The sequence below is a fragment of the Methylophaga sp. F7 genome (assembly GCF_056863975.1).
In genome coordinates this window covers 2,039,951-2,052,525 of sequence record NZ_CM166511.1, presented here as the reverse complement: position 1 = coordinate 2,052,525, position 12,575 = coordinate 2,039,951, and the positions used below count along the sequence as shown (strand labels likewise).

Below are 12,575 nucleotides of genomic sequence, written 5' to 3'. Positions count from 1 at the left end.
CGTTAACCTCTACAGGCAAACACGCATAAATTGTATAGGTATGTCAGTTATGAAAAATCAATTTTTTATCAAGTCTATAGGTTTGATGCTTGGTTTTATGGTGTTACCAGTACAGGCGTTAACACCTGTTCCCGTGCCGACTGAGCCAATTTATTATGAACCGCCGGTGGTGCAAATTACCGATGAAATCCGCAAGCATAGCTGCGTTGAAATTGATGGTGCTATCAACCAGCTTCATCCATATCGTTATAGTTACAAGCCTGGCTTTTACGAGGATGGCAGTAATAAACTGGCCGCGACATTAATTGCTTTTGATACGATCCCGATTGTTGAGGGATGGTTGGGTCTGGCCTATCTGGGATATTCTTCTCTGGTAGATGAAAAAGAAGCCAGAAGAACACAGCAAGTGGAACAGAAAATAGCCATGTTGCAGCGGGTAAAAGCTGAAAAGCATTGCTTTGAATAATTAGATTATTTCGCTGTCTCATCGCATGGTTTTACTTGTAGTAGGCTTCACTTCTGGGGTAGTATCAGTTTGTAAAACTACCCAAAGAGGTAAACGCAATGAGTAGCACAATAGATATTAAAACAAAGTGGTACGAGAGCAATCACGCAACAGTTGATAGCATTAAAGCTAAGTTGCAATCCGCAAACGCAGTGAGAGATAAAATGAAAAAACTGCCTTGGTACAAAGCGGCACAGAATCCTGTAAAGCATTCTGAACGTCCGTGGTATGAAGCGAACATGGTGAAGCATCTTGATACCAAGAAAAAATGGTATGAAGCCAATTTGCGTACTGCTGTTGAAGCAGTGCGGGCGAACCGTCATTGGTATGAAGCGAACCTGGATAAAACGCCTACACAAACCCATTGGTATGAATTTGCTGATTCACAATACAGTGATTTGAAAAGGCATTGGCAACAGGCCAACCTGGCAAAATTCCGTGAGCAGCACAGTAAATGGTATGAAGCCAACCTGGATCAGACGCCAACGGAGAAACACTGGTATGAGTTCAGTGATGAGCAGACTGCCAGTGATAAAAAATGGTATGAAGCCAACCTGCAAGCGGCTCGGGAAAGCCATCAAAAATGGTATGAAGCGAACCTGCATCCCGATCCACATGCGGATATCAAAAAGAAATGGTATGAAGCTAATATCAGTCTGGCACGTACCCAACAAATCAAGCGTGACTGGTTTGCCTACAATACCCATGTTGCTCGTGAAAATTCCAAATGGTATGAAGCGAATCAGCGTCCTGCTCAACAGCGCGATACGCATTGGTACGAAGCCAATATGGTGGATCATCTTGATACCAAGAAAAAATGGTATGAGGCCAATTTACGCACAGCAGTAGAAACGGTTAGAGCGAATCGTCACTGGTATGAAGCCAATTTGGACAACACGCCTACGACTACCCATTGGTATGAGTTCAAAGAAGCGGGCGATACCGATTGGAAAAAACGCTTCCAAGAAGCTAATCTGGCCAAATTCCGTGAACAACACAGTAAATGGTATGAAGCCAATCTGGATCAGACGCCAACCGATAAACACTGGTATGAATTCAGTGATGAGCAGACGGCCAGTGATAAAAAATGGTATGAAGCCAATCTGCAAGCGGCTCGTGAAAGCCATCAAAAATGGTATGAAGCGAATCTGCATCCCGATCCACATGCAGATATCAAAAAGAAATGGTATGAAGCTAATATCAATCTGGCCCGTACCCAAAAAATTAAACGTGATTGGTTTGAAAACAATATGCGTTTAGCGCGCGAAGCGCAGAAAAACAAAGATAAATAAAACGTCTTACATGTCATTATTAAAAACAGCTGGTTTAACCGACCAGCTGTTTTTTTTTGGGAGAGTTATACAGGATGAAAATCACCTGCTTTACCGTTGGTGCATTTCAGGTCAATACCTATTTAATCGAGGATGAGACGACTGGTGATGCAGCTGTAATCGATACCGGCGAAACAGATGAATTAGTTCAAAAGTTGCTGTCAATCAATCCTCGTCCCCGCATACAGATGATATTGCTAACACATGGTCACCTGGACCATGCAGGAGGCCTGGTCTACTTACAATCGCAATTTGATGTGCCGACCTACCTGCCGCGAAACGAGGTTCCATTATTTGAGACATTACCGATACAGGGGGACTGGTTTGGCGAGCCAGCATTTAATCGGCCATGTGGACGAATTGACCATTTTGTCGACGATGGTGATGAAATTCAGCTGGGGAATACCAAACTGAGGTTTATCTCGACCCCTGGGCATACACCAGGCCAGGGTTGTTACTATGACGAGCAGGATATCTTTGTCGGTGACACATTATTCTCTGGCAGCGTTGGACGCACTGACCTACCTATGGGGAATCCGGCTATAATGCAGCAAAGCTTACAACGGTTAATGCAATTACCCGGGCATTTGCGAGTGCATAGTGGTCATGGACCGGTCACAACCATTTCCCATGAGAAACAACATAATCCTTTTTTAACGTTTTTGAGACATGCATAAAAAATGGCGAATACAGATAGATTAATTGAAGGTTTTCAACGTTTTAAAAAACAATACTTTGGTCAGGACAGCCGACTTTATGCCAGTATGAAAACGGGGCAGCCAGCGAAAACCTTAATGGTTGGCTGTTGCGATTCCCGAGTTGATCCCGCGATTTTGACAGATTGTGATCCTGGGGATTTATTTACCGTCAGAAACGTCGCCAATCTGGTGCCACCCTGTGAGAATGATGGTTTACATCATGGCACCAGCTCAGCACTTGAATTTGCCGTTAATAATCTTGAAGTCGAAAACATTATTGTCATGGGGCATGCCAACTGTGGTGGTATACGTGCGCTGTGGGATGATGATGGACAACAAAACTCAAAATTCATCCATCAGTGGGTTTCAATTGCACAACCGGCAAAGGACTGGGTTAAATCGCACGCTGATGGCGATGAGGCCAGTCAGTTAAAGGCCTGCGAACAACGTGCAGTGCTAGTTTCGCTGGATAATTTGATGAGTTTTGAATGTGTTCAGCAACGGGTAGAAGAGGGTCGTTTGACCTTACACGGCTGGTATTTTGACTTGGCAGCAGGAGAGTTGCTTTGTTTTAATTCCCAAACCGGCCAGTTTGAACCGGTTCAGGAATAGCGTTTCAGGGACTTACTGAATATCTGGGAGCTGACCTGCAGGTTGTGTTCCCATTGAGTCATCTAAGTTTTCCGGCAGAGCTTCTTTCTGCTTTTTCTCAGCGGCATCAGTTTCGTTATCGTCTTCGATAATCTCTGCTTCATCTTCGCCTAGGCCAAAAACATTAAATATGCCATTGAAGAAACCGGTTTTCTTCTCGTTTAACGGAACCACCACGTTAGTATCAGTGCGCTGTTCTTCCGTTAATTGGATGTTTTCAACAATCTGGGTATTGCCATCAATGTAGTCAAGCGTTTCTGCTTCATCAAAATACAAAGTGATGCGACGCTGCTCGCGTGTACCGTTTCCGGGGTGGAAACTGTATATGTAATCCCAGCGATTCGGATGGAATACATCAATTAACATCGGTGTTCCCATCACAAAAGATACCTGGCTTTTAGTCATGCCAGGTTCGAGCTTACTGAGCATTTCCTGTGTAACCTGGTTGCCTTGTTGAATATCAATTCGATAAACACCAGGGATTTTGTCTTTGCTACAGGCGCTGAGAGTGAGAATAACCAAGGAAAGGCTATAAATAAGCAGGCTTTTCATTTAGTATTTGTTTCTGTGTTGATGACCAAAGTGCGATGATACGCTATTCGTAACTATTCTACGAGGCAACAATAATAATGGAAAGACAAGATTTAAGAAAAGCGGGATTGAAAATTACTCTGCCACGTTTAAAGGTGCTGGAGATTCTTGAACACTCCAAACAGCGCCATTTAAGTGCTGAAGATGTCTATAAGGCTTTGCTGGAAATGGGAGAGGAAATCGGTCTGGCAACTGTTTACCGAGTGCTTACGCAATTTGAGGGTGCAGGGCTGGTTTCACGATTAAATATCGATGGTGGACATGCGGTCTTTGAACTGGAAGATGGCGAACATCATGATCATTTGTTCTGTGTGAAATGCAATCGCATTATCGAATTTTATGATGAGGTGATTGAAGAGCGGCAAAGAGAGATTGCCAAGGCGAATGGGTTTGAAATGACCGATCACAGCCTTTACATCTATGGCATTTGCAACCGCGACGACTGCAAAAAAGAACGATAAATCAGTTTTGTCCCTGATCCAGCATCTCTTCAGCATGTGAACGAGTTTTCTGGGTCAGGTTCATTCCGCCCAGCATCCGGGCAATTTCCTCAATGCGTTGTTCACGATTAAGTTCGCTGATTTCGGTATGGGTTTTATCTTCACCCAGAATCTTTGTAACCTGCAGTTGCTGATGAGCTTGTGCTGCGACTTGAGGTAAATGAGTAATACAGATCACCTGCTGGCTGGATGCCAGTAATTTGAGATGTTGACCAACAATTTCAGCAACGCCGCCGCCTATTCCCACATCAACTTCATCAAATATCAACGTTGGAACGCTACGTTTTCCTGCAGTAACTACCTGAATGGCCAGGCTTATCCGTGCTAATTCACCTCCCGATGCAATTTTGCCCAATTCTCCTGCTGGCTGGCCGGGATTGGTGCTGACCAACAATTGAATTTGATCCGCACCATGTTCACTGAATTTGCCATCCTCAAAGGGTGTGATAACAAATTCTATACGGCCAGCAGGTATGGCTAGTTGTTGTATGGACTGGGTAATGGTCTCCGCCAGAGGTTTGGCATGTTTTTCTCTGTTTGCACGGATCTGTGCAGATAAATCCAGACATAATTTTTCCTGGGCTTTGAGTTGCTGAGATAACTCTGTCTGATTTTGCTGGGATTTTGACAGGCTATCCAATTCATCACACAAAGCCTGATAATGGGCAGGTAAGGCCTCAATTTCAACATGATGTTTACGCGCCAGATCATGTAACACAGCTAACTGATCTTCAACGGCTTCCAGCCTCGCCGGATCCAGATCCGCACTGTCCAGATAATGACGTAGCGAAGTGGCCGTTTCATCAAGGTTGATTGCTGCACTGTTCAATGTCTCAATGATTTCGGTAAAACGGGGTTCGTATTGTTGTAACTTTTCCAGCTCGGTCAGTGCAGAACCAATCAGATCGTAAGCCGCACCATGCTCCTGCTCAAATAAATTATGCAGAGTTGATTCGCTGGTATGGAGAAGTTGAGCAGCATGTGCAAGCTGTTGCTGGTCCTGTAGCAGTAAGTTGATGCTCTCGTCTGTCAGTGCCAACGGTTCAAGCTCACTGACCTGATAGTTTAATAATTCCTGACGTGCCAGTTGCTGTTCAGTTTGCTGACGGATTGCAGCCAGTTGCTGCTGAATTTTTTGCCACTCGGCATGGGCTTGTTTTAATGATTTAAGCAGGGCTTTATTGTTAGCGACAATATCCAGAAGTTCGCGCTGAGTCTCCGTCCGTAACAAGGATTGGTGTTCATGCTGTCCATGAATATCAACACTTAATTCACTGATATTACGTAGTTGGGTTAATGCAACCTGTCGGGCATTGATATACGCTTTGGAGCGACCATCACGGCTGATTGTTCGGCGCAGATGACATTGATCTTCATCATCAAGTTCTTGTTCTTTAAGCCACTGTTGAAGCGGCAAGTTACTGCTGATATCAAAACTGGCTTCTATTTCAGCACGTTCACTTCCATGGCGTACCATATTTGAATCAGCACGATCCCCCAGTACCAGACCAAGGGCATCCACCAATATGGATTTACCGGCCCCGGTTTCACCCGTTAGTGAAGTCATGCCGGATTTAAAAGTTAAGGATAAATCTTCTACCACCGCCAGCTGGCGAACAGTTAACGCTATCAACATGTCAGTTTTCGGCCCCATTCCAGTTTGGCACGCAAAATTGAATAATGATCATGATCTTCAAGATGCAGTAAATCTATACGGTTTAGATGACGCTGAATTCGGACAGTATCGCCAGGTTTAAGCTCGTGGCCAGGACGTCCGTCACAAGTGACCATTGCTGTGGTAATGTTATTTTCACTTAATGTAATGTCAATAATGCTGCTGCCCGCAATCACTAGAGGACGATTGCTCAAAGTGTGTGGACAAACTGATGCTAACACCACCGCATCCAAATCAACATCAAGAATCGGACCTCCCGCTGACATGGCATAAGCGGTTGAGCCGGTGGGCGTAGCAACAACTAATCCATCAGCACGTTGGCTGTTTAAAAACCGTCCATTGATATGGGTTTCAAATTCAATCATATGTCGGCTTTGATGTGAATGCACCACTACATCGTTCATGGCAATGCTAATTGGATCTTCAGCATTATTCAGGTGGGCTTGTAACAAAAACCGATTGTCATGCCGATATTGGCCGTCAAGAATTCGACCTAACTGAGATTGCAGATTATTCAGGGTGACATCAGCTAAAAAACCCAGCCGGCCAACATTTACGCCAACAACCGGTAAATCAAATCCTGCCAGGGCTCGTGAGGCAGATAGCATGGTGCCATCCCCGCCAATCGCTATAGTTAAATCACATTTTGAAGGAAACTCTGCGATCGAAATAACTTCCAAATCAGGTAAAAAACTTATCGGCTCGTTGCAAAATACCTGTAACTCTCTGGATATCAGGAATTCATTTATTTGAATTACAGCAGTTTCCAGGACAGGATCATCCTTACGGATGAACAGGCCGATACGTTTAAATGTGTTATTCATCATCGAATTTGCATTTGAGTTTTATCAAAAAATAGTCAGCTGATGGTAATGGTTTTGTCATCAAATCCAAAGCAAAATTGACCGCTTAATAAAAACTCGGTGAACGTTACTATCTCTGAGTCTTATAGATGCTAGAATATGTCGATTTAATCCAATCAATCAATGAGGATACACATGGCGACTGAACGTACTCTGTCAATTATCAAACCGGACGCGGTAGCAAAGAATGTTATTGGTGAGATTTACTCACGTTTCGAGAAAGCTGGTCTGTCTATCGTAGCAGCCCGTATGGTGCATCTTACACAGCAGCAAGCTGAAGGCTTTTACGCGGAACATAAAGAACGTCCATTTTTTGGCGATTTGGTGAGTTTTATGACTTCTGGCCCTGTCATGATTCAGGTTCTGGAAGGTGACAATGCGGTTATTACTCATCGCGATCTGATGGGTGCAACCAATCCTGCTGATGCGGCACCTGGCACCATTCGTGCTGATTTTGCGCAAAGTATTGATGAAAATGCTGTTCATGGTTCTGATTCTGCTGAAAGTGCAGCACGTGAAATTGCGTATTTCTTTACTGATGATCAATTGTGCGCTCGCACACGCTAATCAATAACTGATGGCAACTGCACTGACCAATCTGCTTGGTCTGGATCTGAAAGGTCTGGAAGGGTTTTTCATCGAAATCGGTGAGAAACCCTTCCGTGCGCGTCAACTTTTACAATGGATTCATCAATATCGTGTCACTGATTTTGCCCAGATGAGTAATCTGAGTAAATCGTTGCGCGAAAAACTGAGTCAGATTGCCGAGATACGCGTACCCGAATTGTTACACGAGCACATATCCACTGATGGAACCCGTAAATGGATCATCAAAATGGATGGTGATAATTCCATTGAAACGGTATTTATTCCGGAAAATGGTCGTGGGACTTTATGTGTGTCGTCTCAAGTGGGATGTGCCTTAACCTGTACTTTTTGTTCAACCGGTCAACAAGGTTTTAATCGCAACCTCAGTGCTGCCGAGATTATTGCTCAGTTGTGGATTGCCAATGAGGCTTTAGGTAAAGACCCCAAAGGCAATCGAATGGTTACCAATGTGGTGATGATGGGCATGGGAGAACCGCTGACAAATTACAATAATGTGATTTCAGCGATGAATCTTATGCGTGATGATTTGGCATATGGTATCTCCTGGCGACGGTTAACGTTGAGCACCTCAGGTGTCGTGCCAATGATTGATCGTCTGAAAGAAGATTGCCATGTCAGTCTGGCCATATCATTACATGCTGCGAACGATAAATTACGCAGCGAGATTATTCCGTTAAACGATAAATACCCGATTGCTGAATTATTAGCGGCTTGTAAACGATATGTGACGGGTGAGCAATTGCGTCGTCACATCACAGTTGAATACGTGATGCTCGCAGGAATTAATGACTCGGAAAAGGATGCACGGGATCTGATCCGGATTTTGAAAGGCATACCGAACAAAATCAATCTCATTCCATTTAACCCCTTCCCGGGCACCGATTACCAGTGCTCTTCAAAAAATGTCATTAATCGTTTTAAAGAGCAGTTGATCGCGGCCGGTCTGGTTGCGACTGTACGAAAAACCCGTGGTGATGATATCGTGGCAGCCTGTGGTCAACTGGCAGGCGAAGTTCAGGATAAAACTCGTCGTACTCAAAGATTAGCTGAACGGGAGGTTGTTTTCGTCCGATGAAATCATTTTTGAAAATAGGTTTTCTGGCGACATCAATCATAATGCTTACCGCATGTGGTACAACCGGGCCACGTGAGCATATTGCGCCGGATCCCAAGGCGGCTGAATTGAATATGCAATTGGGATTGAGTTATCTGCAACGTGGTGATTATGAAATCGCCATGGAGAAGCTTAATAAAGCGTTGAAACAAAATCCAAATTTACCCAGTGCTCACAATACTATCGCCTTGCTTTATCAACGACTGGGTGAAGATGAAAAAGCCGAAAAACATTTTAAAGAAGCGGTTAGCAGAGCTCCGGAATATTCCGAAGCACAAAATAACTATGGTGTGTTTCTGTGCCAGCAAGGCAAATATGTAGAGGCTGAAAAGCGGTTTTTAAAATCCGTGGAAAACCCGCTCTATCAAAGTGCTGCCATGGCCTATGAAAACGCTGCACTCTGTACCAGACAAATTCCGGATCTGGTCAAAGCTGAATCCCATTTCAGACGGGCGTTACAGATCAATCCAAATCTGAGTAAATCATTAATTGGGATGGCTGATTTGAGCTATGAACAAAAGAATTACATGCAGGCACGCGCTTATGTTCAGCGTTACAGTAGTGTTTCTCCGTGGACACCACAGGCTTTACTAACCGCGATTAAAACTGAATCCAAATTGGGCAATGAAGACGCCGTATCAAGTTACGAGTTAATTATGCGAGCCCGTTTTCCGGATTCTGATGAAATGCGCATGGTCAATGAAGGTATTTAACGTTTATGACTGAGAGTCATTCAGAAGAACCAAATGTTGTTTCATCATCAGTGGACGTTGGTAGACGACTGCGGGAAGCTCGCGAAGCAAAAAAATCTCGGTTTCTGATGCGGCAGCCCAGTTGAGGGTGACTCGCAGCGCCATTGTCCATCTCGAAGAACAAGACTGGGATAAGCTGCATGGTCGAACTTATGCCCGTGGTTATTTCCTGAGTTATACAAAGTTTTTGGGGCTTCCACAGGATGAAATGCTGGCAGGTTTTAATATCGAATTCACCGAGACTGATAAAAGAAGCCCATCGGTAGCACCAATTCAACAGATTAAACCTGCAAAATCAACATTCCCCTGGCTGCCTTTGATATTGCTGATTACCGTGGCAGTTTTGACCTGGTTTGCCTACCAGCAATGGCAGGCGACGCAACTTGTACAGAATAATGAGCCGGCAGAGAGAACACTGCTTGAACCATTGGATGAGCCGGAAACCGAGAATAATGTTAATCCTGTTCCAGTGACTGAGTCTAATGATATCAGCCTGGAGGAACAACCTTTATCACCAGATGAAACCGATACATCTGAGCCAACTTTGGATACCGCGGATACCGCCCTCGATGAACCATTTGAAGCTGAGATAACCCCACCTGCAGAAGTTGAAGATGCAGAACCTGCTACAGCAGAAGCTACAACTGAAAAGAACCTTATCATTGGTTTGGATGCAGATTGCTGGGTTGAAGTCAGAGATGCCAGTCAGCAAGTTCTGATTAGTCGTGTGGTCAGAGCAGGTAATACGGTCGAATTGACCGGTACGCTACCTTTACAAGTTTCATTGGGGCAGGCGAATGCCGCTTCTGTCAGATTTGATGGCGATATCATCGATATTACTGAATACACTCGCGGTAATGTGGCTCGATTTACCTTGGGAGAAGATTCTTAATGCAAACTGCTTCACCGATAAAACGTCGAAAATCACGTCAAATTATGGTTGGTAATGTCCCGGTAGGCGGTGATGCGCCGATTGCCGTTCAAAGTATGACCAATACCGAAACAACAGATGTTGCTGCCACCGTTGATCAGATCCAGAGATTACAGAAAGTGGGTGCTGATCTGGTTCGGGTCTCTATCCCTTCAATGGATGCGGCAGAGGCTTTTGGTGCGATTCGTAAGTTGGTGGATATCCCTTTAATTGCCGATATTCATTTCGATTATAAAATTGCGCTGCGGGTGGCTGAGCTGGGTGTTGATTGCCTGCGTATTAATCCGGGCAATATTGGTCGCGAAGATCGGGTGCGGGCTGTTGTCGACAAGGCACGAGATTTTGGTATTCCAATCCGCATTGGTGTCAATGCCGGTTCATTGGAAAAAGAATTACAAAAAAAATATGGTGAACCAACGCCTGAAGCTTTAGTCGAGTCGGCCTTGCGTCATATTGATATTCTGGATCGCCTTAATTTCCCAGATTTTAAAGTCAGTCTGAAAGCATCTGATGTGTTTATGACAGTGCATGCCTATCGACAGTTGGCTGATCAGATTGAGCAGCCTTTGCATCTGGGTATCACCGAAGCAGGAAGTCTGCGTAGTGGAGCAGTCAAATCAGCTATAGGCTTGGGTATGCTGCTTGCTGAAGGCATTGGCGATACCATCCGTGTCTCATTGGCCGCTGATCCTGTCGAAGAAATTCGCGTCGGTTTTGATATTTTGAAAAGCCTGCGCATTCGCAGCAAAGGAATTAACCTTATTGCCTGCCCATCCTGTTCCAGACAGGAATTTGATGTAATTTCAACAGTCAACGCTCTGGAAGCCAGACTGGAAGATATTATTGAACCGATGGATGTGGCCGTTATCGGTTGTGTGGTAAATGGCCCGGGTGAAGCAAAAGAAGCGGCAATCGGTCTGACTGGAGGTTCACCCAATCTGTTATATCGTGACGGTAAACCGCATCATAAATTAGATAATGAATCATTGGTTGATCAGCTGGAAAAAGAAATTCGTCAACGGATTTCGCTGCGAAGTGAACAACCCGAAAAAGTAATTCCGATAAAGGACATAAGCTAAAGGTGGCAGAGATTATCCGTTCTGTCCGGGGAATGAATGACATTCTTCCGGAAATGACGCCGTACTGGCAAGTAGTGGAAACCAGCCTGAAACAGGTTCTCGATAGCTACGGTTATCAGGAAATACGGTTACCCATTCTGGAAAAAACCGAATTATTCAAGCGGTCTATCGGCGAAGTCACGGACATCGTTGAAAAAGAAATGTACACCTTTGATGATCGTAATGGTGATAGCCTCACTCTGCGTCCAGAGGGCACCGCTGGATGCGTCAGGGCGGCCATGGAACATGGTATGTTCAATCAGCAACAACGGCTCTGGTATATGGGGCCCATGTTTCGCCATGAACGTCCTCAGAAAGGCCGCTATCGCCAATTCCATCAGTTAGGTGTCGAAGCCTATGGCTTCAGTGGACCCGATATCGATGTAGAGATGATCCTGCTAACGGCCAGGTTATGGAAAAAGCTGGGATTAAAAGATATTACCCTGCAGATAAACTCGCTGGGCAGTACAGAAGCTCGTGTTAAATATCGTCAAAAGCTGGTTGAATATTACCAAGCTAATCAAGAGCAACTTGATGAGGACAGTCAACGGCGTTTATCGAGCAATCCTTTACGCATTCTGGACAGTAAAAATCCTGAAATGCAGACGCTTAACCAGGCCGCACCTAAGTTGATAGATTATCTTGATGCAGAGTCAGCTGAACACTTTGAGCAATTATGCGCTACCTTAACGGAAGCCGGAATTGCTTTTGAAGTTAACCCCCGACTGGTCCGAGGACTGGATTATTATGGCAAAACAGTTTTCGAATGGGTAACCGATCAACTGGGTGCCCAGGGAACAGTATGTGCGGGCGGGCGCTATGACGGACTGATAGATCAACTTGGCGGTAAGACTTCCACTGCGATAGGTTTTGCCATCGGGCTTGAACGTTTGATTTCACTACTGGAAGCGGGTGGAGTACTACCTGAAATATCCGGTCCTGACGTCTATCTGGTTGCAGTAGGGGATGTCGCCGCCGCACAATCATTATTATTAGCAGAGAGTCTGAGAGACCAACTTCCTCAACTTCGCTTGATTAGCCACTGTGGTGGTGGTAGTTTTAAAAGCCAATTTAAGCGGGCTGATCGCAGCGGAGCGCGCTGGACCTTAATTTTGGGGGAAGAGGAAATGGCGCAGCAAACCATTGGTGTGAAAACCATGGCCACAGGCGAGCAACAGACGTTAGCCTGGTCTGAACTAGCGAATTTTCTTTCTGCTTCGGCATTCAACTAACAGTT

The 12,575-nt window shown here is 44.9% G+C and carries 14 protein-coding genes; 11 read left to right on the top strand and 3 right to left on the bottom strand.

Features of this window, described 5'->3' with window-relative positions:
* Positions 1 to 49: 49 nt before the first annotated feature.
* From AC08OG_RS10360 to AC08OG_RS10345, 4 genes are all read left to right on the top strand, one after another.
* On the top strand, positions 50 to 466 hold the full coding sequence (locus AC08OG_RS10360) for a hypothetical protein (protein ID WP_292354190.1): 417 nt from the start codon (positions 50 to 52) through the stop codon (positions 464 to 466).
* 203 nt (positions 467 to 669) lie between these two features.
* Complete coding sequence (locus AC08OG_RS10355) at positions 670 to 1,797, top strand: hypothetical protein (protein WP_482929450.1); 1,128 nt, start codon at positions 670 to 672, stop codon at positions 1,795 to 1,797.
* Positions 1,798 to 1,871: 74 nt separating this feature from the next.
* Entirely contained in the window at positions 1,872 to 2,513 is a 642-nt protein-coding gene (locus AC08OG_RS10350) for an MBL fold metallo-hydrolase (protein ID WP_292354193.1), read from the top strand.
* Between the two features lie 3 nt (positions 2,514 to 2,516).
* Positions 2,517 to 3,146, top strand: a complete 630-nt coding sequence (locus AC08OG_RS10345) for a carbonic anhydrase (RefSeq protein WP_300493966.1) — start codon at positions 2,517 to 2,519, stop codon at positions 3,144 to 3,146.
* Positions 3,147 to 3,158: 12 nt separating this feature from the next.
* Here AC08OG_RS10345 and AC08OG_RS10340 read toward each other — a convergent pair whose 3' ends face one another.
* Entirely contained in the window at positions 3,159 to 3,737 is a 579-nt protein-coding gene (locus AC08OG_RS10340; protein WP_292354197.1) for an outer membrane protein assembly factor BamE, read from the bottom strand.
* Between the two features lie 77 nt (positions 3,738 to 3,814).
* Here AC08OG_RS10340 and fur point away from each other — a divergent pair, with 77 nt between their 5' ends.
* Entirely contained in the window at positions 3,815 to 4,237 is a 423-nt protein-coding gene (gene fur / locus AC08OG_RS10335) for a ferric iron uptake transcriptional regulator (protein WP_482929449.1), read from the top strand.
* 1 nt (position 4,238) lies between these two features.
* Here the strand turns inward: fur and recN are convergent, their stop codons facing one another.
* Together recN and AC08OG_RS10325 are read right to left on the bottom strand one after the other, a co-directional pair.
* Complete coding sequence (gene recN / locus AC08OG_RS10330) at positions 4,239 to 5,912, bottom strand: DNA repair protein RecN (protein WP_292354200.1); 1,674 nt, start codon at positions 5,910 to 5,912, stop codon at positions 4,239 to 4,241.
* Complete coding sequence (locus AC08OG_RS10325; protein WP_292399485.1) at positions 5,906 to 6,778, bottom strand: NAD(+) kinase; 873 nt, start codon at positions 6,776 to 6,778, stop codon at positions 5,906 to 5,908. The genes recN and AC08OG_RS10325 overlap by 7 nt, the downstream gene beginning before the upstream one ends.
* A gap of 171 nt (positions 6,779 to 6,949) precedes the next feature.
* Here AC08OG_RS10325 and ndk point away from each other — a divergent pair, with 171 nt between their 5' ends.
* The 6 genes from ndk to hisS all read left to right on the top strand — a co-directional run bounded on the left by ndk (position 6,950) and on the right by hisS (position 12,570).
* Positions 6,950 to 7,381 (top strand): nucleoside-diphosphate kinase, encoded by a 432-nt coding sequence (gene ndk, locus AC08OG_RS10320; protein WP_292354205.1) that lies wholly within the window; start codon positions 6,950 to 6,952, stop codon positions 7,379 to 7,381.
* 10 nt (positions 7,382 to 7,391) lie between these two features.
* Positions 7,392 to 8,498 (top strand): dual-specificity RNA methyltransferase RlmN, encoded by a 1,107-nt coding sequence (rlmN, locus tag AC08OG_RS10315; RefSeq protein WP_292354207.1) that lies wholly within the window; start codon positions 7,392 to 7,394, stop codon positions 8,496 to 8,498.
* Positions 8,495 to 9,250 (top strand): type IV pilus biogenesis/stability protein PilW, encoded by a 756-nt coding sequence (gene pilW / locus AC08OG_RS10310; protein WP_292399482.1) that lies wholly within the window; start codon positions 8,495 to 8,497, stop codon positions 9,248 to 9,250. Before rlmN ends, pilW begins: the two co-directional genes overlap by 4 nt.
* 94 nt (positions 9,251 to 9,344) lie before the next feature.
* Entirely contained in the window at positions 9,345 to 10,181 is an 837-nt protein-coding gene (locus AC08OG_RS10305) for a RodZ domain-containing protein (protein ID WP_482930544.1), read from the top strand.
* Positions 10,181 to 11,299, top strand: a complete 1,119-nt coding sequence (gene ispG / locus AC08OG_RS10300) for a flavodoxin-dependent (E)-4-hydroxy-3-methylbut-2-enyl-diphosphate synthase (RefSeq protein ID WP_292354211.1) — start codon at positions 10,181 to 10,183, stop codon at positions 11,297 to 11,299. The genes AC08OG_RS10305 and ispG overlap by 1 nt, the downstream gene beginning before the upstream one ends.
* A 2-nt stretch (positions 11,300 to 11,301) precedes the next feature.
* Positions 11,302 to 12,570 carry a histidine--tRNA ligase gene (gene hisS / locus AC08OG_RS10295; protein WP_482929448.1) on the top strand — a complete coding sequence of 423 codons (1,269 nt, stop codon included), beginning with the start codon at positions 11,302 to 11,304 and terminating at the stop codon, positions 12,568 to 12,570.
* Positions 12,571 to 12,575: the final 5 nt, after the last annotated feature.